Source organism: Streptomyces avermitilis MA-4680 = NBRC 14893 (genome assembly GCF_000009765.2).
Lineage (GTDB): Bacteria > Actinomycetota > Actinomycetes > Streptomycetales > Streptomycetaceae > Streptomyces > Streptomyces avermitilis.
On record NC_003155.5, the window covers coordinates 1,007,453 to 1,029,130 of the forward strand.

Annotated in this window: 17 protein-coding genes; 8 read left to right on the top strand and 9 right to left on the bottom strand. The window is 69.7% G+C overall.

The window, feature by feature from the left end; translation table 11 throughout:
* Window positions 1–6 precede the first annotated feature (6 nt).
* Both SAVERM_RS04695 and SAVERM_RS04700 read right to left on the bottom strand, forming a co-directional pair.
* Window positions 7–1,932, bottom strand: coding sequence for a non-ribosomal peptide synthetase (locus SAVERM_RS04695; RefSeq protein WP_010982286.1), 1,926 nt, complete (start codon window positions 1,930–1,932; stop codon window positions 7–9).
* A gap of 47 nt (window positions 1,933–1,979) precedes the next feature.
* Window positions 1,980–3,611 (bottom strand): PhpK family radical SAM P-methyltransferase, encoded by a 1,632-nt coding sequence (locus SAVERM_RS04700; protein ID WP_010982287.1) that lies wholly within the window; start codon window positions 3,609–3,611, stop codon window positions 1,980–1,982.
* A 384-nt stretch (window positions 3,612–3,995) separates the two neighbouring features.
* On the opposite strand from SAVERM_RS04700, the gene SAVERM_RS43030 reads away from it, so the two are divergent.
* The 3 genes from SAVERM_RS43030 (at window position 3,996) to SAVERM_RS04720 (ending at window position 6,252) form a co-directional block, all read left to right on the top strand.
* Window positions 3,996–4,595 (top strand): hypothetical protein, encoded by a 600-nt coding sequence (locus SAVERM_RS43030; protein ID WP_162604337.1) that lies wholly within the window; start codon window positions 3,996–3,998, stop codon window positions 4,593–4,595.
* A 146-nt stretch (window positions 4,596–4,741) separates the two neighbouring features.
* A complete protein-coding gene (locus SAVERM_RS04715; protein WP_048894533.1) occupies window positions 4,742–5,572 on the top strand; it encodes an AfsR/SARP family transcriptional regulator in 831 nt (276 codons plus the stop codon).
* A 50-nt stretch (window positions 5,573–5,622) separates the two neighbouring features.
* Window positions 5,623–6,252, top strand: a complete 630-nt coding sequence (locus SAVERM_RS04720; protein ID WP_037650673.1) for a maleylpyruvate isomerase N-terminal domain-containing protein — start codon at window positions 5,623–5,625, stop codon at window positions 6,250–6,252.
* Between the two features lie 45 nt (window positions 6,253–6,297).
* Here SAVERM_RS04720 and SAVERM_RS04725 read toward each other — a convergent pair whose 3' ends face one another.
* From SAVERM_RS04725 to SAVERM_RS04755, 7 genes are all read right to left on the bottom strand, one after another.
* Window positions 6,298–6,516, bottom strand: coding sequence for an MbtH family protein (locus tag SAVERM_RS04725; RefSeq protein ID WP_010982289.1), 219 nt, complete (start codon window positions 6,514–6,516; stop codon window positions 6,298–6,300).
* Window positions 6,517–6,631: 115 nt separating this feature from the next.
* Window positions 6,632–8,284 (bottom strand): condensation domain-containing protein, encoded by a 1,653-nt coding sequence (locus SAVERM_RS04730; protein WP_010982290.1) that lies wholly within the window; start codon window positions 8,282–8,284, stop codon window positions 6,632–6,634.
* A gap of 2 nt (window positions 8,285–8,286) precedes the next feature.
* Window positions 8,287–9,879, bottom strand: coding sequence for an amino acid adenylation domain-containing protein (locus SAVERM_RS04735; protein ID WP_010982291.1), 1,593 nt, complete (start codon window positions 9,877–9,879; stop codon window positions 8,287–8,289).
* On the bottom strand, window positions 9,876–12,098 hold the full coding sequence (locus SAVERM_RS04740; protein ID WP_010982292.1) for a penicillin acylase family protein: 2,223 nt from the start codon (window positions 12,096–12,098) through the stop codon (window positions 9,876–9,878). The genes SAVERM_RS04735 and SAVERM_RS04740 overlap by 4 nt, the downstream gene beginning before the upstream one ends.
* Window positions 12,095–13,750 carry a condensation domain-containing protein gene (locus SAVERM_RS04745; protein ID WP_010982293.1) on the bottom strand — a complete coding sequence of 552 codons (1,656 nt, stop codon included), beginning with the start codon at window positions 13,748–13,750 and terminating at the stop codon, window positions 12,095–12,097. Before SAVERM_RS04745 ends, SAVERM_RS04740 begins: the two co-directional genes overlap by 4 nt.
* A 31-nt stretch (window positions 13,751–13,781) precedes the next feature.
* Window positions 13,782–14,579, bottom strand: coding sequence for a thioesterase II family protein (locus SAVERM_RS04750; RefSeq protein ID WP_010982294.1), 798 nt, complete (start codon window positions 14,577–14,579; stop codon window positions 13,782–13,784).
* A gap of 519 nt (window positions 14,580–15,098) precedes the next feature.
* A complete protein-coding gene (locus tag SAVERM_RS04755) occupies window positions 15,099–15,446 on the bottom strand; it encodes an LLM class oxidoreductase (protein WP_107083223.1) in 348 nt (115 codons plus the stop codon).
* Between the two features lie 317 nt (window positions 15,447–15,763).
* Between SAVERM_RS04755 and SAVERM_RS04760 the strand changes: the two genes are divergently transcribed.
* From SAVERM_RS04760 to SAVERM_RS04780, 5 genes are all read left to right on the top strand, one after another.
* Window positions 15,764–17,032, top strand: coding sequence for a condensation domain-containing protein (locus tag SAVERM_RS04760; protein ID WP_141666396.1), 1,269 nt, complete (start codon window positions 15,764–15,766; stop codon window positions 17,030–17,032).
* Between the two features lie 191 nt (window positions 17,033–17,223).
* Window positions 17,224–17,448, top strand: a complete 225-nt coding sequence (locus SAVERM_RS04765) for an aminotransferase class IV (protein ID WP_010982296.1) — start codon at window positions 17,224–17,226, stop codon at window positions 17,446–17,448.
* A gap of 200 nt (window positions 17,449–17,648) precedes the next feature.
* Window positions 17,649–19,061, top strand: a complete 1,413-nt coding sequence (locus SAVERM_RS04770) for a condensation domain-containing protein (RefSeq protein WP_037650686.1) — start codon at window positions 17,649–17,651, stop codon at window positions 19,059–19,061.
* 124 nt (window positions 19,062–19,185) lie between these two features.
* A complete protein-coding gene (locus SAVERM_RS04775; protein ID WP_159029032.1) occupies window positions 19,186–20,724 on the top strand; it encodes an amino acid adenylation domain-containing protein in 1,539 nt (512 codons plus the stop codon).
* A gap of 32 nt (window positions 20,725–20,756) precedes the next feature.
* Window positions 20,757–21,677 (top strand): FAD-dependent oxidoreductase, encoded by a 921-nt coding sequence (locus SAVERM_RS04780; protein ID WP_210950144.1) that lies wholly within the window; start codon window positions 20,757–20,759, stop codon window positions 21,675–21,677.
* Window position 21,678: the final 1 nt, after the last annotated feature.

The window sequence follows — 21,678 nt, forward strand, 5'->3', positions numbered from 1 at the left end:
TCTCCCTCATCGTTCACCTGCTCGGGCACGGGGGTCGGGTCGCTCGTCGGGCCCCGTCGGCCCCTCGCCACCGGCCCCGGATCGGTCCAGGTAGGCGGCCAGGTCGCGCAGGCGTGGGTTCTCGAACACGGCGACCAGGGGGACTCGCCGGCCCCGTGCGCGACGCAGCCGTCCGGCCAGGCGGATGGCCAACAGCGACTGGCCGCCGAGTTGGAAGAAGTCGTCCGTCGCGCCGACGGGCCGGACACCGAGGACGTCCGACCACACTTCGGCGAGCATGATCTCGGTGGCGCTCTGCGGCGGGACATGGTCCGGACGCTCGCGTTCGGGGTCAAGGCCGTGGTCCGCGGGTGGTGGCAGCGCGGCTCGGTCGGCCTTGCCCGCGGCGGTGGTGGGGATGCGATCCACGGGCACGATCGCGGACGGGATCATGTAGGGCGGCAGATGTGCGCGGGCGACACGGTGCAGTTCGGCCGCGCCGGGCCCCCCGCGACCGGGGACGTAGTGGACGGCGATACCGCGCCCGCCCGGACAGTCGTCCCGCACCGAGGCGATCACCTGGTGGGCGTCCGTCTCCCGGGACAACACGCCCTCGATCTCGCCGAGTTCGATGCGGTAGCCCCGCAGCTTGACCTGCCCGTCGGTGCGCCCGAGGTACTCCAGCCCATCCGGTCCCGGCCGGGCCACATCGCCTGTGCGGTACATGCGCGAGCCGTCCGCGGCGAACGGGTCGGCGACGAAACGCCGGGCGGTCAGGCCGGCCCGGGCGTGGTAGCCGCGGGCAACTCCCGTGCCGGCCACGTATATCTCGCCGGTCTCGCCCTGACGCACCGGCCGCAGCAGGGCGTCGAGGACGTACACCCGTACGCCGGGGAGCGGGGCTCCGATGTGTGGCTGCGGCGCGTCGGCCACGGGCGCGGAAGTCGCGTCGACCGTGCACTCCGTGGGGCCGTACAGGTTCACGGGGATCACCCCGCCGGCGGCGGCCAGGTCGCGCAGCCTGGTCCACAGGGAGGGGACGATGGCCTCGCCTCCGATGAGCAACCGCAGGGGGGTGCGGCCTGGGGCGGGGCTGAAGTGGTCGAGGAGCGGCGCGAGGTGGGAGGGAGTGATGTCCAGGTCGGTCAGGGAGTGGGCGTCGATGGCGGCGGCGAGTTCCGCCGGGTCCGATCGGGTCTTCTCGCCCAGCAGGACGAGGGTGTCGCCGCGGAACAGCCGCAGCCACTGCTGGACGGACGCGTCGAAGGAGATGCTCGCGTTCCAGCCCACGCGGCCCGGGGGCGTTCCCGTGAGCATGCCGCGCTCCAGGGCGTCCAACAGTCGGGGCAGGGATCCGTGTTGGACGGCCACGCTCTTGGGGCGCCCCGTCGAGCCCGAGGTGTAGAGCGTGTACGCGAGGCCGGCGGGGTGCTGCGGGAGCGCCCGCAGATCCCCGGAGGTCGTGGAGGGCACGGAGAGCCGCTCCACGCGCAGCGCCCGTGCATCCGACCCCGTGGGCAGGCGGCCCACCGTGGTGGAGTCCACCAGGACGAGGAGCGCCCCGCTGTCCCTGAGCGTGTAGGAGAGCCGTTCACTCGGGTGGGCGGGGTCGAGCGGGAGATAGGCGGCGCCCGACTTCAGGATGCCGAGCAGCCCGACGACGAGTCCCGTGCCGCGGCCCAGACACAGTCCGACCACGGTCTCGGGGCCCGCGCCGCGGGCCGCGAGGGCGGCGGCGACGGCATCGGATCGGCGGTCGAGTTCGGCGAAGGAGAGGCGTCCGTCCTCCGCGACGACGGCGGTACGGTCCGGGAAGCGGACCACGCATGCCTCGAACCGCTCGTGCAAGGAAGCCCGGTTGTCCGGCTGTGTCCGGGGCTGCGTTCCAGGCGGTGGGGAGTACGCGGAGGGGACCTGGTCGACCGTCGCGGCAACGGACGCCGAATCAGTCATGATGCTCGCACTCCTTTCCGAAGGTGGCCCGGGTCGGCGTGGATGGTTCAGAAGCGAAAGCGAGCCGGTGCCGAGTCGAGCGCGCCCACGGCGGCTGCGAACTGCCGCTCCAGCGAACGCAGTTGGGAGGTGCCGTCCGATCCGCCGGTGTCGCGGACGCGCATGATCTGCTCGGAGAGCTGCAGGATCGGGGTCAGCTCGCCGACGCCGACGCCTTTGCCCGCGAGGTAGGGCAGCGACCAGAAGTCGAAGTCGTACAGCGGGAGCCAGGTGGAGCCGGTGACCCTGTCGAACATGGAATCGGTCAGGTCGGCCGCCTCGCTCGAGGTCATCGTGGCGTGGCTCCAGCTGTAGCCCTCGCCCTCGATGCCGAGCGCCTCCTTGTTCTGGTAGACGGGCGAGCGGGGGTTGGCCCACCAGGCCTGCGCCCTCCAGAAGGTCGGCTTCGTCTCGTTGAGGAAGTCGACGGTGTTGCTCACCGTGCGGGCGTTCTCACCGGGAAACCCGACGATGATGGAGGCGAAGGTGGTGATGTCACGTTCGTTGAGCCGTTCGAGCCCGACGCGGTACTGGCTGTCCTGAGCGAGCTTGTGCATGTTGGCGAGAATCTCGGTGTCGCCGGATTCGATTCCCAGGAACACCCCGGAGCAGCCGCTCTCGGCGGCCAGGTCGAACGCTTCCTCGTCCCGGGCGTTGGAGCATCGGAAGTAGGAGTACCACCGCAGCCCGAGGTCCTCCTCGATCATCATGCGGCAGATTTCCTTGAACCGCTTGGGCGGTACGTTGAAGGTGTCGTCGACGAACACGATGTTCTTGACACCGAGTTCCGCCATGGCGCGCAGCTCCTTGCGCACGGTGTCCACGGACGCCGCCGCCAACGCACCGGCCCTTGAGGGGTAGTCGCAGAAGCTGCACTTGAAGGCGCAGCTTCGGGCGGTGCGCAACTGGGCGGTGACACCTATCAGTTCCGGGGAGAAGCCCGACCAGTCGATGGAGCTGTCGTCGAGATCGTTGCTCTCCGGACGGCGCCGGGTCAGTTGCCACATGCCGTCCGTGCAGTGGATGACGTTGTCGACGGCGGAGATGTCCCGCCCTTCCTTGAGGGCCAGGGCGAGCCTCGCGAGGGTGGTCTCTCCTTGTGATTCCTGCACGTACGAGTCGGCACCCATCGCGTCGAAGAGGTCTTGGACGGTGCCGGTGATGCCGTTCAGGCACAGGTTGTCGACGAGGGGGCCGCCGATCACGATGTGGCTGTCGGGCGAGTGCTCCCGGATGAACTCCACGATGGGCACGACCGGAAGGATGTTGACGTAGAACGTGGTGGTGACCGCCACCACCGTGGGCCGCTGCGCCAGCAGGTCCGCGAGTCGATCGCGCTCGCCGCTGTAGAGCGACACCGGTTCGGCGCTCACGCCGCGCCGGCGAAGAAAGCTGGTCAGATACAGCGCCGCGAGGTTGAAGACCTCTCCGACGTGATAGCGGTCGTGCCGTCCGGTGACGCGATTGCGCAGGGTGCTGAAGGCGTCCATCCACGGCATCGGTCGCCCGTCGACGACCAGATGCTCCTTACGGAAGATCTGGGACTCCGGTGAACTGGGGCCCGCCCGTTCACTCATGACCCGATAGTCGTCGAAGTTTCCCTCGTTGTAGCCGATGACCACGCAGTCGAGGCCGGCCATGCGATGCACACCCCCGCAGTTCGGTCGGGGCCCACGGACGAATCCGTCGCCTTCCCGGGCGCGGTGCCGGGAACGGATGGACCGTACGCGGGGCCGGTTGTACGGGAGTTACGCGCCCGGCGCCCCGCGAGATTTCGCCATTGGGCCGGATGGCGTCACCTGTCTACGCTTGATGATCACTAGAAGGTCCCGTGCCTGCTGCTGCATCCTCGTTGAATGGGGAGCGCAACCCTCGCACTCGCCGGTGGCGGCCCTCGGGGTGCGCCGGCACCCGCTGCGCTGGCGGCGTACCCCGTCACCGGCGACGATCGGGCGCGTGCTCGGGGCCATTGCCGGCGACGCCCTGGACGCAGCGGTGGGGCCTACCTCGCCGACCGGCACCGCGTGGCCACCGCCCCGGCGGGCCTGCGGGTCATCGCGGTGGACGGCAAGGCGCACACCCACTCCGGCACCGGGCACGGCCGGCGGGAATCGCGCGCGATCAAGACCTGCTCGATCGCGGACCGCCTCGGCGGCATCGCCTTCGCGCACGCGAAACTCGCCCTGTGCGTCCACCGCCACCGAAGGCTCACCGGCAAACGCGAGACCCGCGAGAGCATCTACAGCGTGACCAGCCTCGATGCCCACCAGACCAGCCCAGCCGACCTCGCCGCAGCCATCCGCGGGCACTGGGGAGTGGAAAACTCCAGCCACCACATCAGAACGTCACCTTCGCCGAGGACTCCTCCACCGTCCACACCGGCACCGCACCCCGCGCCATGGCCGCCTTCCGCACCCCGCGCCATGGCCGCCTTCCGCAACCTCGCCATCGACGCCTTCAAGGCCTCGAAGCCGGCAACATCGCCAAGACCACCCGGACCATCCGCGACGAACCTGAACGAGCCCTCCGGATCCTGGGCATCACCTACAACCAGGACACCCATGGAACTTGATCAAGCCCTGCCCTGTTATAGATCCTTGCATTTGACATGGACACATGCGTAACCTCACTTCGGTCGCCGACTCGTACGAGCTTCCCAATTCCACGCCTGGTCACTACACGGACATCCTCGCCGAATTTCCACGTCCGCTTTCATCCGAGACCATCAGCTCCCCCCACTCTCGTCCCCCCATGAGGAGTCTTGCGCTCGATGGATCACGCGATCTCGGTTTACACCCTCGGAAGTTTCGAACTGGCCATTCACGGGAAACCCATCCAGCGATGGAAGGCGGGCAAGGCCCGCGATCTCTTCCAGTTCCTGTTACTGCGCCAAGGGCAAGTTGTCTCGCGGGAAACACTCCACGAGTCGCTGTGGCCGGGATCCTACTGGTCGGCGAATTCGAGTTCACTCAAAGTGGCGGTGCACACCCTGCGAAGAGTTCTGGCCAACTGCCAAGCACCGTCCGAGGAGACGAGCTCGCCGTCGCTGCGCCTGGTCACTCGCCAGACCGGCTACACCTTGCAGGCCAGGGGGGTCTGGGTGGACTCCGAGGTCTTCGACGACCTGGTCGACCAAGGACACCGTGCCGAGTCGGCCGGGGCCCATCGCGAGGCGAGCCAACACTACCGGGCGGCCGCCGAACTGTACGGGGGGGACTTCCTGGCAGGATCCCCCATGGAATGGGCCAATGTCCACAGGGAATGGCTCCGAAGTCGATTCCTCTATGTTCTCCAGCGGTTGGCCGAAACCAGTCTTGTGGAAGACGATCCACTCTCGGTGATGCGCTATTGCCGTCGGATCCTTGAAATCGAGCCATACCGCGAGGAGAGCTATCGCATGCTGATGTACACGCATGCTCAGCTCGGGCAGCTCAATCAGGTTCGCCGCTGGTACGACATATGCACAACCCGCCTGCGCGAAGACCTACAAGCCGCCCCGGAACCCGCGACCAGGCTCACCTATTCCCGTGCCATGCACGGCCAACTCAACGCGCACAGCTGGGACTCCATCAACTACCCCACCCACACGGCAGCCCACTGAAATCGGCCGACCAAAGCCTGGCCGCCACCGAATCGCCTTACACTCTCCGCATGATCAGAGAGGCGTATCTGCAGGGGGCCGCGGCCGCCGCCGATCTCATGGGCCGTCCGTCCGTGGCCGCCGCATGGAACGAGCCAAGCGTCCTTCCCGGGTACCGCGTCGCCGGCCTGTGCGGCCATCTCGCGCGCAACATCGTGCTCGTCGAGCCGCTGCTCGCCGCCCCTGCCGGCGGCGCGCACCCCATCCCTCTCCTCGATCACTACACCGGCGACGACTGGCTGGACGCGGACCCTCAGAGTGGGGAGCATCTCGCGATCCGCGAGCGGGGCAAGAAGGCGGCGGCCGACGGCCCCGAGAGTCTGGCAGAGCGCGTGTCCGGCGCCGTGAGCCGGCTGAATCGGGCCATCCCCGCGCAGCCCGCGGATCGGGTCGTCGACCTGCCCGGTATGTGGAGCCTGACGCTCGACGACTTCCTGCTGACCCGCCTGGTCGAGGTGGTGGTCCACTGCGACGATGTGGCGGTGAGCGTCGGCGTGCCGACCCCCGAACTGCCAACCGCGTACTACGAGGAGACGATCGCTCTCCTGTCGCGGCTCGCGATGCGCCGGCACGGGCCGATTGCCCTGGTCCGGGCGCTCAGCCGGAGCGAGCGGGCGCCCGGCACGATCTCCGCCTTCTGACTGCGGCGGTGGTCACCTGGGCGGCCCGCACCCCACGCCGCTCAGTCACCGCGCCGGTTGGTCCATGGCCGCGGCGAGACTGCGCGGACGCATGTCCACCCACTGCTCCTCGACGTACTCCACACACGACGCGTGCCCCGCCGGCCCGTGCACCGTGCTCCAGCCCTTCGGCACGTCGAGGTCCGCGGGCCACAGCGAGTGCTGCCCCTCCTCGTTGCACAGGACGAGGTAGGTGCCGTCGGTGTCGTCGAACGGGTTGCTCATCACAGTCCTCCATGTGTCGTGGTCATCCCGGCCGCGTCGAGCGAACCGGGTCGTGTGGCGCCGCCCAGGCGGGCCGCCGACACCGGCCCGATGCGGGCGAGCGCCTGGCTGTTCCTCATCTCGCCGTCCCGAGGAATTCCACAAGGCCGTCCACCGACTCGCTGTCGAAAAGATCGATCAGCTCGAGGTTCAGACCCAGTTCCGCGCTGAGCCGGCGTACGAGCTGCGCACCCAGGAGTGAACTGCCGCCCATGGCGAAGAAGTTGGCCGAGCAGTCGACCTCCGGCAGACCCAGGACCTCCGCCCACACGGCCGCGATGCGGCCGTGCAGTTCCGTGCGCGGCGCGACCGAAGGCGTGGCATCGCTCGACGGCACGCGGTGCGGCACGTTCTCCGGGCGCCTCGATGGCTTCGTCCCCGCGGCGGGCAGCGACATCGCCGCCTCGGCGAGCCGGGCGAGAGTCGAGTCGGGAGTCGCGACGGCGGCGTCCAGTATCTCGACATAAGCCCGGGCGACGCCGTCCATGGTAGTGGCGTCGAACAGGTCCGTGGCATAGCGCAGGTTCAGGATGTGTTGCCCGTCCGCCTCCTCCCGCACCTCGGCCAGGAGGTCGAACTCGGTGGTGACCTCGCTGCGGTGCAGCAACCGCTCGCTCACCTCCGTCACGTCCACGCCGATCAGACGCAGAGGCTCGCTTTCGGGCACGTACTGGAAGGCGACTTGATACAGCGGGTGGCGACTGCTGTCGCGCGCCGGGTTGATCCGGTCGACGACGTGGTGGAAGGGAGCGTCCCCGTGCTCGAACGCGCTCGAAAGGTCCGTGCGGACCGCGACGAGCAGTTCGGACAGGGTCAACCCCGGGTCGCAGTCCGCGACCAGGACCACGGAATTGACGAAGTAGCCCAGCAGGTTCTCGAGCTCCGGCTCGCCCCGCCCCGCCAGCGGCGTGCCGACCACAGCCCGAGGCTCGTCCGCCCACCGTGCCAACAGGACGTCGAAGACGGCCAGGTGGACCACGAACGGGGAGACCGAGGCGGTGCGGGCCAACTTCGTCACACCACGGACCGCGGCAGCGGGGATCGGGATCTGGCAGAAGGCCGCCGTGAAGCGGCGCAGAGCGGGCCTTGGCCGGTCGGTGGGCAGTTCCGGCGCGCGCACATCCCGCAGCCGTTGCGCCCAGTGCTCGACGGAGGCCTCCAGGGCGGGGGACGCCTCCTCGCGCTGCCACCAGGCGAAGTCCGCGTACTGCGCGGTGAGTTCGGGCAGTTGGGGCCGCCTTCCCTGGACCTCCGCGGCGTACAGTTCGGACAGTTCTCGCCGCAGCAGGACGTCCGAGTCGCCGTCCCAGACGATGTGGTGCGTCACCAGCACCAAGGTGTGCCGCCTTGCTGCGAGCCGGAACAGCACGCCGCGCAGCAAGGGCGGGGACGACAGGTCGAACGGCTTCTCCAACAGTCCTGCCAGGTCGCCGGCGATGGCGTTGTCCTGCTCCTGTCCGTCCCGGTCGCGCAGATCGACGCGCCGCAGCTCGAAGGGCGCGCAGCCACGGATCACCTGCTCGGGTCGTCCGTCCACCGGGACCAGTGCGGATCGCAGCAACTCGTGCCGGTCGACGAGCGCGGTCAACGCCCGCTGCAGGGCTTGTGGGTCGAGCGGGCCGGTCAGCTCCCAGCCGGCGAGCATCACGTACGCCGACAGGCCGGGAACGAGTTCCTCGGCGAGCCAGAGCGCTTCCTGACCGAACGACAGCGGTGCGTTGTCTTCCATCGTCAGCTCCTTCGCGAAAGGTCTTCCGCCAGGGCGCGCCGGTCCGTCTTGCCGTTGGTGTTCAGCGGCAGCCGGTCCAGGCAGACGACGCGTCCGGGGAGCATGTGATCCGGCAGTACGGCGGCCAACTCCTTGCGCAGCCGGTCCAGGAGCGCCTCGTTTTGCCTGTCGTCCGCAGCGTCCCGGAGGTCGGCGGCCTGCTCGGTGACGACGACGCACGCGGCCAGGGCCGGTTCCCCTCGCGCCGTGCTCTGGACGACCGCGGCCGCGTCGCCGATCCAGGGCACGGCCCGCAGGGCGTGGTCGATCTCGCCCAACTCGATCCGGAAGCCTCGGATCTTGACCTGGTCGTCTTGGCGTCCGACGTAGTGCAGTTGCCCGGCCTCGTCCGTGTGGGCGAGGTCTCCGGTGCGATACCAGCGGCCCGGTCTGTCGGGCAGCTGGAGGAAGCGCTCGGCGGTCAGTTCGGGCATGTCGACATAGCCGCGTGCCACCTGGCTGCCGCCGATGAGGATCTCCCCGGTGCGGCCAGGCGCGACCGGCCTCAGTTCCTCGTCCAGGACGACGGCCGGGCTGTGGTCGTAGGCCGTGCCGATGGGGGTGGCCGATGCGGCCCGGGTCACTTCCTCGGCCGTCAACCGCTTGAACGTGTTGTAGACCGTGGTCTCGGTGATGCCGTAGACGTTGCACCATGCGGGCTGCGGTCCGGGCTGGGATCGCGTCCAGGACTGGATGGCCCGGTAGTTGAGTGCCTCGCCGCAGAAGGTGACATTGCGCAGCGGCAGGTTCACCGCCTCCTCCTCCACGACTTCGGCGAGGTGGTGGAAGACGCTGGGCACGATGTGGAGTCGTGTCACCCGGTGGCGCAGCAGCAGCTCGGCCAGGGATTCGGGGTCCTGTTGGGCGGCGCGTGGAACCGCGACCAAGGTGGCGCCGATGGCCACCGCCGCCCACATCTCCCACACGCTGACGTCGAATCCGTGGGCGTGTTGCAGGGGCCACACCTCGCGGTCGGCGAAGTCGAACAGCGGCAGGGCGCCGGCGAGCATCGCGAGGACGTTGGCGTGGGTCACCTCCACGCCCTTGGGCACGCCGGTGGAGCCGGAGGTATACATCACGTACGCGACGGACCCCGATCCGGGCACGGTGTCGTCGGCGGCGGCACCGGCGAAAGGCCCGGGGATCAGGTCGTCGCCGTCGACGTGCAGCATGGTCAGCGCCGCGATGTCGGGTGCGGCACGACCGGACTCGTCGCAGACGACCACGTGCAGCCCGGCGTTGTCGACGATGTGGCGCAGCCGCCGGGACGGATGCGCGGCGTCGAGGGGGACGTAGGCGCAGCCGGCGCGCATCAGGGCCGCGGACGCCACCAGGGCCAAGGGCCCGCGGGCCACGCTCAGGCCGACCCGGTCACCGGGCCGGATCCCCACCGCACGCACTCTGGCGGCCAAGGCGTCGACACATCGGTCGAGCTCGGCATAGGTCAGGCGCACAGGGCCCGCGGACAACGCCGGGCGTTCGACGAACTGTCGGGCGGAGTGGCGCAGGACATCGCTCAGCGTGCGAAGGGACGATCCGAGCGGTGCGGTGTTCACAGGGTCCTCCCTGTCGGGGTGCGGAGCGACCCAGGCCCGCGTACGCCGTCGCCGTACGGCGTGTCCTCGCGCATCGGCAGGGGGTGCGTCTTGCCCTGTGTCCAACGGGCGATGTGGTCGAGGTCTACGGGGCCGGTGCCGGCGGGGCTTCCAGGGATGGTCAGCAGACCGTCCTCGGGACGGGCAGGTGCGACGACCAGGCGCATGGCCGCGCCGAAGTCGGGTTGTGTGACCCGCAGGCTCTCCGGGCAACCGGACAGTCCGACGCCGCGTTCACCCGCGTGGCCTCCCGGCGGGCCGCCGTGGACCGGCGCACCGCCCAGGGGTGTCGGCGCGAGGGCGTTCACGCTCCCCCAACGGGTGGGCTCGGCGCTGCCGGTGCGCTTGGTCAGCAGTGTCTTGGCGCTGCCGAGCATGCCCACCACCAACGCGGCCGGCCCGGGCCAAGGCTTCGGCACCATGTCCGCGGCCAAGGCGTCGAGGAGTCGACGCAGAGGCCGTTCGTGGCCGTTGTAGCAGTAGGTGAAGGCCTCGTCGTACCGCCGGCAGGGACGGGTCAGGGCGGCGAACAGCTCCTCGCGCAGCAGTTCCCGGAACAACACGAGCAGGGCGAGACCGTACTCGTCGTGGTGCGAGGTGCCGCGCCAGGCCAGGACCTCGTCGCGCAGAGCGCGCAGCGGCACGGGAGCGCGCTCGGGCGTGTATCGAAGCGCCAGGTCGCGGTAGTACGCGTACAGCTCGGCGTCCACATCGAGTTGCAGCGCGCCGCAGCGAGCCTCGTCGTGGGGTCCGCCCGCGGCGAGCGCCGCGGCGGCGCGGCGGGACCGGGTGCCGGGGAAGAAGTTCCAGCCGAGGCCCGCGGTTCGACCGGCCGCGTCCCCGTTGTTGCAGCTGATCACGTGTCCGCTCGGTGGTGTCACCAGCCGCGGCAGCTCGTGGGGGGCGAGGCGTGGCGTCGGCCACGGGTCCCGTTCCGAGTCGGAGAAGCCGCGTGGTCCCCCCGCACGCCTCGGATGGCGGCCCGTCACGGTCCAGGCGACGTCGGCCGCCGTGTCCGCGAGAACGGCGTTCAGGGGAGGCATGCCGCAGTCGTTCAGCAGGTCGGCCGCCGCGGCGACGTTCGCGCTCTCGTACAGTCCGACGAGGGCGAAGTCGAGTGCCGTGGGGTCGGTGAGGTTCGCGCTCAACACCAGCGGTCGGCCGCGCAGTTGGTCGACGACCGGGCCCCACCGGGTCTCGCGTACTTCCACCTCGACGTCGTCACCGCCCATGACGCTGACGCGTTCCCGCCGGACGGTGAAAGGCCGGTCGCGGCCCTCGTGCCGATATGTGCCGGGGGTGCTGCCCGGGGTCAGCTCCCGCAACTCGCAGGTGTCGGCCGGGAGCCGGGTGAATCCCCAGGCGATTCGACCGTTGGTACCGGCGACGATCGCGGGCAGGCCGGGTACGGTCACGCCGGTGACACCGGTGTCCCCGACGACGAGCCGGGCGGCGTACATCAGCGACGGGCTGGTCAGCTCCAGGTGCATGTCGTTGGCGAGGACGGCGGTGTCTCCGTCGGTGACGGCCCAGGCGTTGCTGCCGATCGGGCGGCCGTCCGAGACCACCAACGGTCCGGCAGGGCCGGGCGGTTCGGCCATGAGAGCCTTCAACTCGGCGACCGGCAGGGCGGATCGGCACACATCGGGCACCGTGCCGTCGATGCCGACGGCGAACTCGTCCTGCGGGTCGAGCAGGAAGTCCACGACGGCCGCTGGCAGCGTCCGTCGCATCACCTCGACCATGCGGACGTCCTGTCCGTCCGACGAGAGCGCTTGGAACACCCCCTGTGTGACCGCGATGCAGTCCACCGGTGTCCACGCACCGCCCGGGCCGTTCGGTGCGGCGGCGTTGACGCCGTCCGCGTACGCCCGCAGAGTGTGCCGCTGCGACATGGGCAGCAATTCCCAGCAGGCGCGGGCGACGTGCGCGAGCCCCAAGACGCGCTGCCGCACGTCGGCCTGCACGGCTTGAGGACCGAGTACTTCGGCGAGCCGTCCGTGGCTGCGGCGTCGCATGAAGTCCATTTGTTCGCGGCGGTGTCGGGCGACCGTCCATCCGAGGCCGAACGCGGCGGCCGTCCAACTGGGCGCGGTCACGACCGGCCGGTCGAGTGCGTCGGAGGCGACTTCGACGATGCCGTCCGGGGTGCGTAGCCGAGCGGGTGCGGTGGCATTCATCGCGGCACCGCCGCAGGGGACGGTGCGACGGTCGCGTCAGGCGCTTCGGCGAACAGTCGCAGGGTGTCCACGAGGGCGCTCAGGACCGCGTCCGGCCTCTGGGGGTCTGCGGGATCTTCCGTGTGTTCGACGGTGATCCTCAGTGTTCCGGTGTCGTGGGCGAACAGGGTGACGCTCAGCCGCGGGCCGAGCGCGGAGGGCACCAGGAGGTCTCCGTGGTCGTACAGCGGCGACATCCGCAGGGCGGATTCGGCGGGGGCCCGGTATGGCCGGTCGAAGGCGACCACCGCGTCCACCAGGTCGTCGGGGCACAGCCCCACTGCGGCGCAGGGTGGCCCGAGCAGGTCGTCCAGTGGGCTGTCGGCGCACCGGCGAGCCTCGGCGAGCTGGGCCTGCGTGGCCCGCACGATGTCGCGCGGTGTCGCGCCATCGGGCACCGGTACGGCGAGCAGTGTGCTGTTCGCGAAGGGCCCGACGGTGCGCTCGTGGGCGGCGTGCGCTCGGTTGTCGAGCAGGGTGCCGATGCCGACGTGCCGGCGGCCCAGGAGAGCGGCAAGTGCGGTGGCGACGGCGGCGGTCGCCACGACGAAGTCGGTGGCGCCCTCGGTGCCGGCCCATGCGTGCAGCCCGTGCAGCACGGAGGTGTCCAGTTCGGCACCGCGGCGCACATACCGCATGCCGCGCGGAGCGGGTTCCGCGGCGGCGGCCAGGTCTGCTGCGAGATCACGAGCCACGCGCGTCCAGTGGCGGCGGGAGTCGGCCGCCATGTCACCCTGTCGGCCTCCGCGGTGCAGGGCGTAGTCGATGTGGGTGAGGGCGTCGCTGTTGTCCATGTGGACACGGCCTTCGGTGACCAACTGCGTGTAGGCCTCGGCGAGGTCGTCGAGGAGGACCGTTTGTGACACGCCGTCGACGGCCAGGTGGTGGAGATGCAGCACGAGCAGGTCGGCCGCATGACGGCGGCGGAACAGCTGGGCGCGCAGCAGGTTGCCCCGCATGAGGTCGAACGGCTTGAGGTGCGCGAGGCGTACGTCCTTGAGGATGGCCGCGTCCTCGGCCTGCCCTTCGATGCTCACGGGCATGTCCCGCTCCACCAGTTCGACGTCGGCGGGCGCCCAAGGTGGAACGATCACCTGCTGGTGTGCGCCGCCTCCGTCGGGCGTGGGGAAGGCCAGGCGCAGCGCGCCGTGCCGAGTGAGCAACGCGTGCAGCGCGAGCCGCAGGGCAGCGCCGTCGACGGGCGAATCCAGGGCGACGGGCACGACGATGCTGTGGACCGGTGAGGGCCCGAGGGCATCCTCGATGCGCAGCAGCCGCTCCTGCTGGGGCGACACCGGACCTGTGACGCGGCCCGAGGTGCGCGGCCGTTCGTCGGCGGGGGCCGAGTCCTCGCCGAGCGCGGCGATCGTTCGAGTGACGAAGTCGGCGAAGACCGGATGATCGAAGATGAGTCCGGCGGGCAGATCGGCGTCAAGTGCCTTGCGCATGCGGGACATCAGACGGGTGGCGAGCATCGAGTGGCCACCGAGCGCGAAGAAGTGTGCGTCGTCGTCGACGTCGGGGACGTGCAGGAGGTCCTGCCAGAATCGGCGGGCGAAGTCGGCCACCGTACGGGCGTCGCGTCGCCCGTGCGGCACGGGGCCTGTGTCCATCAGCGTCTCTCCCTCCTCGTTTCCCACGGGTTCAGCGCTCTTTGTGTGCCAGTGCGGTGCGCAGCGCGGCCCGCACCAGCGCGATGACCGTCGGCTGGTCCTCCTCGATGAACAGATGACCGCCGTCCAGGTCGAGTCGGCGCAGGGGCTGCTGCGTTTCGCGGGCCCAGCCGGCCATCACCTCGGGTCCGGCCTCGGGGTCGTCGCGCCCCGCCAAGGCGACGATGGGCGTGGACAGGACGGGGCCGGGCGTGTGGCGATAGCGGTCGGCCAGCGCGAAGTCGGATCGCAGCATCGGAAGCAGCAGGGAAAGCATCTCCTCGTTGTCGAGGATGGCCTGGGGAGTCGCCCCCATCTCTCGCAGCAGAGCGATGAACTCCTCGTCCGGCAGGGTGTGTTTGGGGGACAGCGCCCCGCACTCACGCGGCGGTGCGCAGGCCGCGACGATGAGGAGGAGCGGAGGGCGGCCTCGTCGGGCCAGGCCCCGCGCGACCTCGAAGGCCAGGAGTGCGCCCAGGCTGTACCCGAACAGTGCCAGCGGCAGGTCCTTCTGCAGCGGGGCGGTGGCCTCGGCCACGTCGTCGGCGATCCGGTGCAGGTCGTGCTCGAGCGGCTCGCCCCACCGATGGGCCCTGCCCGGCAGGCACAGCGGGAGCACGTCCGCGGTGCCCGCGAGTGCCTTGTCCCAGGTGCGGTACATGACGGGTGAGCCCCCCGCGTAGGGCAGGCACAGCAGGCGTACGGCGCAGTCGCCGGGGGCGGGAGGGGCGGGGAACCACAGGCCCGTCGCGGTGGCCGAGCCGTGGTGGGTGTCGTCACGCGTAGGCACGGGACTGCCTCTCGTAGAGGTCTCGGTAGATGCCGTCGTGCTCGGCCATCAGGTGGTCTTGGACGCCGAGTTGCGCGATGCGCCTTCCGGTCGACGACGACGATCAGGTCGGCGAGGCGTGCGGTGGACAACCGGTGCGAGGAGAACAGTGTGATGCCGTTGGACTGCGCGACAATCTGCCGGGCGGCCCGGACGTAGGCGGTCAGCAGCACGTCCTCGGCCAAGGGAGCGATCGCCGCGGTGGGTTCGTCCAGGACGAGCAGGCACGGCGCGGTACGCATTCTGGCCCGGGCCGGTGCGACGCGCTGCGACGCTCGCGGCCGTGGGGCGGTCGTGCGTCGGCTGTATCCGGGCATCCGTCTCGACGCGTGCACGGACCGGTTCCCCTGTACGACCGGCCACAGCGCCTCCCATTGGTCGTCGTCGAGCAGGAACGCCTCGCGAGCGAAGTCCTGACAGGACCGTACGGGTGCGCGGTTAGGCCCTAGTTACGTGGTTCGCGTGCCCCGTGCGCCGCGGTCACTGCCCCTTGAGGCCCGCCACGACAGGCGCGAACGGCCCGGCCGCCGCGGCGGGCACCGTGACACAGTCGAATCCCCAGCGCTCACGTCGGGCCCGAAGAATGTCGCGGGACCTGGGCCGCGATGCCCACCAGGAAGCAGGCCTGGCGGGCATCAGTGGGTGACGCGGATCGTTGTTGAGTACGTACGTCCCGACGACAAGGTCGTCCGCCACCTCCGCGGCGGCCGCCACCGTAGGCACGGGTGCCAGCCGCTGGTCCACGTGGTCGCTGACGAGCAGTGCGTCGTACCCCAAGTCCACTGCCTGGCGGGCGAGTTCACGCCGCTCCCCCGTCGGTCGCATCACCGTCGCTGACCAGTGCGAACTGAAAACCCCGAGGTTGCGACAGCTGTCCCCTCGTTCGTCCGTGACAGTCGATCGACGCCCTCCACGGGCGGCAGCGAACCGATGATGCCCGTGCACGGACCTCGCCGCGATACCCCTCCTCAAGAGGATCTCTCGTTGCTACGGTGACGTCGCTCACCGCGCATCACGAGGACTTCCCCGTCGTTCCCGCGGAAAGGACGGAACCGCCGTTGAAGCAAGGTGTCGATCCACAACGGGCCAGGCTGGTCGAGGCGTTGCGCGCCCGGCGACGAACGCAGACCCCCCAGACGCTCCCGATGACCGCGACCCAGCAGGGAATCTGGCTCGCCGAGCAGTTGAGCCCGGGCGTCTCGGGGTACCACGACACGGCGGTCCTGCGCATCGACGGCCCCTTGGACGCGGAGGCTCTGCGCTTGGCGTTGGGCGACGCCCGTGCGGTCCACGAGGCGATGCGGTGCCGTGTCATCGAGGCCGATGGAGAGCCCCGACAATCCTTCGACGCCCCCACACCGGAGTTGGCTCACACGGACCTGGGCGCCGTCGATGCGCAGACCCGGGCGGCTCGGATCGAACGATTGACAGCGCTGACCGCTACCGAACCTTTCGACCTGGAGGCGGGCCCACTCTGGCGTGCCCGACTGATCCGGGTCGAATCCGACGAGCACGTGCTGATCCTCGTCTTCCATCACCTGATCAGTGATGGCTGGTCCCATGGTGTGTTGCTGCGCACACTGTTGTCGCACTACGCGGCACGAGCGCAGAACACAGCCCTGCCCCCCACTCCCGATACATCCGCCTACCGCAGATGGCTGCTCTCCCGGGTCACGCAGGAACAGGCCGCGGTGGACAGCGGCAGGGCCCGCGAGGTGGCCACGCTTCTCGCCGAGGCCCCGTACCGGGCAGCACTGCCGGGGCTCAAGGGGCCACCGAGCGATCGGCTGGCGGCCGCTGTGGAACTCCCCGTGTCCGACGTGACATGGGCCTCCTTCGACCGGGCATGCAGGAGAGCGGGGGCCACTCGACACATGGGGCTGACGGGCCTGTTCGGCCACCTCCTTTCCCGGACCCTGAGATCCGAGCGCACGGTCCTTGCCTCACCGGTCGCGATCCGGGACGACCCGGACAGCGCGCATCTGATGGGTTGTCTGATCAATGTGGTGCCCATGGTGCTCGTGCCCCGCCCCACGGCCGACCCCGCGGCGGCACTGGCCGCAGGACGCGAGGCCGTCCTGACGGCCCTCCGGTACGCGGACGTGCCCTATCGTGACGTGGCCCGGGTCCTGGGGCCACTGACCGCGTCGGACGACCCGGTCACCAATGTCGGTGTAGAGGAGTTCAACGCTCCGCAGGAGCCGGTGCGCGTGGGCGATGTAGTGGTCAAGCCGATGCCACGCGGCCATGTCCGGCTGCGGCACGACCTCACACTGAGCGTCGCACGCAGTGGGGCGAGCGCCCAACTCCTGCACCCCGTCCAAAACTGGAACGTGAACGAAATACAGTCCCTCGCACAGAACCTGGCCGAGCTAATCAGTGACACTGCGGCGTCTGTCACCCCGGAAAAATGACATGTACGAGGAGAAGCACTACGCCACCCAGGCAGCGGCCGAACGAACGAACCTGAACACCCATCAACCTTAGCTGACCAGCTGATCAGTACCTCCCCGAGCATCGGGGGACCTCAGCACTCGGGGACCAGGTCACCGGCCGGGTCGCGCAGGCCACGATCGCCGTCCTGGTCCTGGGCCGGCGGCTGGGGGTGCCCGTCGCGGAGGTGCCGGTCCCGGAGGCCGATCCGCACCAGGCGCGGGAGGTCTTCCTGACCGGTACCGCATCGGAACTGGTACCGGCACGGGAGATCGACGGTCACCGCTTCGAGCCGTGCGGGCCGGTGTTCGGCCGACTGGCACGGGCCTTCCACGACACCGTCCGTGGCCGCGCGTTCGGCGACCTGGGCTGGTCGACCGGCGTCTCCGAGCAATGAGCGGGTCGGGCGGCACGCGTAACCACGGCCTAACCTCTGATCGCTAGTTTGGGCCCCGCTTCGAGCACAGCGTCGTCGCCGACCTCGCGGCGCACATCGACCGGTTCGCCGCGCGGCTGAGTGCCCGGGCGTGACCGCCACATACACCGTCACCCGCGGCTGGGGCGTCGACGGGCCACCGTGGTCAGGAGGGATCGAGCGTGCGGAACAACTGCTTCTGGGGTCCGGTGGTCGGCGACGAGCAGATCGCCGCTCTCGTTCGGCACTACGCCGGCCGTCCGGCCGCGCTCGGCGGATCGTCTGCCGCGACCGCACTCTCGCCCCAGCAGAGCGACCTGTGGCGGGCGGCGCGCCCGCTCGTCTCCACGCCGGTGTTCCTGGCGACCGTGGTGTTCCGGCTGCGTGGTCCGGTGCACCGCACGGCGCTGGCCGCGGCGGTCCGGCGACTGTCGCTGCGACACGACCTCCTGCGTACCGTGTTCGAGAACGGCCCGGCCCCGGCCGCACACCTCGGCGAGCCGCCTGAGCTGCGGGTGGTGGAGGCGCCTGACGCGGCCGCGGACACGGCGGAGGAACTCGTTCGCGGCATCGCCCGTACCCCGTTCCGGTTCGGCGAGGAGCCGTTGTTCCGGGTCACGCTCGTCTGCCGCGCCGAGGACGACTACCTGCTGGTCCTGACCTGCCACCAACTGGTGATCGACGGCTACGGACAGAGCCTCTTGCTGCAGGAGTTCACGAGTCTGTACCGCGCCGAAATACGCGGGGAGCCGGATGACCTGCCGGAGATCAAGCAGCCGTACCGGGAGACGGCTCGCCTCCTCCGGAACCCGGACCCGGAGGTACGCCGCGGTGACGAGGAGTTCTGGACGTCACGGCTCCGCGATCTGCCCGTCATGAGCCTGCCCGGCGATCGGCCGGGGCCCGAGGGGGCGACGCTGGCGCCCACCGGGGCCGTCGAGACGGTGCTGCCCGACCCGGACGGCGCCGTCGTCGCCGGGTTGCGCCGGCTTCGGGTGAACCTGTTCGCGCTGTTCGCCGCGGGGACGATGGCGATGCTGCATGGCTATACCGGGCAGACCGATCTCTGGGTCGCGACCGTGGTGGACAACCGGTTGACACCCGAGTCACAGGCACACGTCGGCCCACTGGCCGGACCGAGGGTCGTACGGGTCGGGTTCGCCGCCGACGCGACGTTCGGTGTGTTGGCGCGGGCGGTGCAGCGCGAGGTCTGGGCCACCATGGAACGCCAGCACATACCGTTCCACGACGTGATCACCGCGGCGACCGGAGACGGCGCCGACATGCGGAATCTCGGGTCGGTCGGCATCACCGTGACCCCGTCGATCCAGCTGCCCGACTGGCCGCTCGGCGACATGGAACCCCTGGAGTTCGACCCGCTGGAGGGCGAGCCGAGCACTGGTTCGCCGCTGGCGCTGCTCGTGGAGGAGCAGGCGGGAAGGTACCGCCTGCGTCTGGAGTTCGATGAGAGCCGGTTCAGTCACGGGCGGGCGCACGACATGATGACGACGATCGCCGATGCCGTGGTCGCCGCCACCGCGGATCCGCAGCGTTCGCTCGCTTCCTGGCGGGGTCCGACATCAGCCGACGACTGACCGCCCAGTCCCTGCCTCGTGACCTTGGGAGCGTCTCATGATCGCCGATCACCCGGCTCGGCACCCGAGTCCAGTCGAACAGTGGAACGAGACGCGGTACGACTACTCCGCGACCAGTCGCATCATGGATCTCATCGATTCGGCCGCGGTCAAGTACGCCGACGATCCGGCCGTTCGAACGACATCCGGAGTCGCGCTCACGCATGGCGAACTCGCGGCCGAGAGCTCACTGCTCGCCGAGCGTCTCGCGGCGCACGGCGTCCTTCCGCGCACGCCGGTCGGCCTGCTGGTCGATCACGTCCCGGAGGCCGTCGTGGCGATCCATGCGATTCTGCGCGCGGACGCCTACTACGTCCCGCTGGATCCACGATGGCCGGCGCGCCGCATGGCGGAGGTACTGAAGGCGAGCGACATCGGCCATGTCCTCGTCACGGAACCGTACCGCGGCAGGGCGAGCGACATCGGCGACGACATGACGATCATCGCGGTACGCCACGGCAGTGAACCCGAGGTGCTCGCGAGATCCGCCTCTCGGCCGTCGGTCCGGCGACACGAGGCCGGGCCCGCGGAACCGGACGAGTTGGCCTACACGATATTCACGTCGGGCTCCACCGGGCGGCCGAAGGCGGTGGCGGTCCGGCACACCAGCGTCGTCAACCTGATCCAGTGGTTCAATCGGCGCAACTCCGTCGACCCGAGCGACATCCTGCTGCAGGTAGCGGCGTTCAGCTTCGATCTGTCGGTGTACGACGTCTTCGGGGTCCTGGCTGCCGGTGCGAGTGTTCTCCTGCTTCCCGATGCCGAGCTGGAAGAGCTCGAGGAGATCGCGATCGCCCTCGTCGAGCACCCGGTGACGCTGTGGAACTCCGCGCCGGCCATGTTCACCGCCGTGACGCTGCTGCTCGACGAATCGTCCCGCCAGCACCGGGATCGACTTCGTCGGGTCTTCCTCAGCGGTGACTGGATCCCGCTGAACACCCTCGAGGTTCTCCGCCGTGAGTTCCCGCGCGCGACTCTGGTGGCGCTCGGCGGTGCCACCGAGGCCTGCGTCTGGTCGAACGACTTCGTTGTGGACGAGGTGGACCCGTCGTGGCGGAGCATCCCGTACGGGCATCCGATGCAGAACAGCCGGTACTACGTCCTTCACGACGATCTCACGCCCTGCGACATCGACGAACCGGGCGAGCTGTACATCGCCGGTGTCTGCGTAGCCGCGGGATACCTCGGCGATCCGGCCCTGACGGCGGACCGATTTCTGCCGGATCCGTGGGACCAGGGCGATGGTTTCACGATGTACCGGACCGGCGATCGTGCTCGCTGGACGTCGAACGGATGGGTCGAATTCCTCGGCCGCATGGACTCGCAGGTGAAGATCCACGGGTTCCGGATCGAGCTCGGCGAGATCGAGCAGGTAGCCATGCGGGTCCTCGACGTCGACGAGGCGGTCGCCCTGAAGCTGGACGACGGAGACTCGCCGTACCTGGCCCTCGCGCTCAGGGCTTCGGGAGAGCTGGACGCCAAGACGGTCAAGGAAAAGCTGGGTGAATGGCTGCCCAGGTACATGGAACCCCGTCGCGTGGTCGTATGCCGGACCTTTCCGGTGGGCCAGACGGGAAAGGTCGATCGCGCGGCGCTGCGGAAGCTCTTTCAGCCCGCCGGGTAGCGACCGTCTCGGAGTTATCGATGGGAGTCTCGATGTACGACGATCTCTATGACGTCATTGTGATCGGTGCGGGAGCGGCTGGCCTGACCGCGGCCACCATGCTCGGCCGTTCCATGCGAAGCACGCTCGTCATCTCACAGCCCCGGCGACGCAATTCGCCGGCGAGCTCGGTCAACAACGTCCCGTACGCCGACGGGGCGGCCCCGGCGGACATCTATCGGAAGATGGAACAGGACGCCGGTCGGTACGGCGTGACCCTGCTGTGGGACGAGGTCACATCCGTTCGCGCGTACGAGGACCACGTCGTCGTCGAGGGCGGCGCGAATCCCGGTCTGCGCTGCAGAAGGCTGCTCCTCGCCACCGGCCGCGTCGACGTCCTGCCGGCCTGGCTGCCGGACGGTGTCTGGGGCAGATCGGCCTTCGACTGCCCCTACTGCCACACGTACGAACGTAGTGGCAGCACGTTCGTCTGCGTGGGCACCGGGGACGAGACGCTCAAGTTGGCGGCCTTGTCGAGGCAGTTCGCCAAGCGGATGACGGTTCTCGTCGGGGACCCGTCGGCGAGCCGGGGAAGACTCGCCGGTCTGCTCTCCCGCCATGACGTCGAAGTGCTGTGCGATGAGGTGGTCCGTGCCTCCGCGGACCCGGCGGGCGGCGTCATCCTGGAGACGGCCCACGGGCGGACCCTCAGCGCCGACACCCTGCTGCTCGGCGATGTGGCCCGGCCCTATCGGAAATTCGCCGAGGACCTCGACCTCGAGCTGTCGGCGGACGGCTTCCCCGAGACGAGCCTGTACGGGATGACGTCGAATCCGCTTGTCTACAGCGCCGGGAACGTCGAAGGATCCCCGTACTTCATGTGGACCGGAGCGGCGAGCAGCGGGATCAACGCCGCCCGCGCGATCTGCGAGGATCTCGCCTTCGCCAGTGAACTGCTGGACGACTGGGAGTGAA

What these genes read in the sequence shown, in the direction of transcription:
- SAVERM_RS04695 (WP_010982286.1), bottom strand. Translation starts at nt 1,932, where the DNA reads ATGACTGATTCGGCGTCCGTTGCCGCGACGGTCGACCAGGTCCCCTCC.
- SAVERM_RS04700 (WP_010982287.1), bottom strand. Translation starts at nt 3,611, where the DNA reads ATGGCCGGCCTCGACTGCGTGGTCATCGGCTACAACGAGGGAAACTTC.
- SAVERM_RS04715 (WP_048894533.1), top strand. Translation starts at nt 4,742, where the DNA reads ATGGATCACGCGATCTCGGTTTACACCCTCGGAAGTTTCGAACTGGCC.
- SAVERM_RS04720 (WP_037650673.1), top strand. Translation starts at nt 5,623, where the DNA reads ATGATCAGAGAGGCGTATCTGCAGGGGGCCGCGGCCGCCGCCGATCTC.
- SAVERM_RS04725 (WP_010982289.1), bottom strand. Translation starts at nt 6,516, where the DNA reads ATGAGCAACCCGTTCGACGACACCGACGGCACCTACCTCGTCCTGTGC.
- SAVERM_RS04730 (WP_010982290.1), bottom strand. Translation starts at nt 8,284, where the DNA reads ATGGAAGACAACGCACCGCTGTCGTTCGGTCAGGAAGCGCTCTGGCTC.
- SAVERM_RS04740 (WP_010982292.1), bottom strand. Translation starts at nt 12,098, where the DNA reads ATGAATGCCACCGCACCCGCTCGGCTACGCACCCCGGACGGCATCGTC.
- SAVERM_RS04745 (WP_010982293.1), bottom strand. Translation starts at nt 13,750, where the DNA reads ATGGACACAGGCCCCGTGCCGCACGGGCGACGCGACGCCCGTACGGTG.
- SAVERM_RS04760 (WP_141666396.1), top strand. Translation starts at nt 15,764, where the DNA reads ATGACCGCGACCCAGCAGGGAATCTGGCTCGCCGAGCAGTTGAGCCCG.
- SAVERM_RS04775 (WP_159029032.1), top strand. Translation starts at nt 19,186, where the DNA reads ATGGATCTCATCGATTCGGCCGCGGTCAAGTACGCCGACGATCCGGCC.
- SAVERM_RS04780 (WP_210950144.1), top strand. Translation starts at nt 20,757, where the DNA reads ATGTACGACGATCTCTATGACGTCATTGTGATCGGTGCGGGAGCGGCT.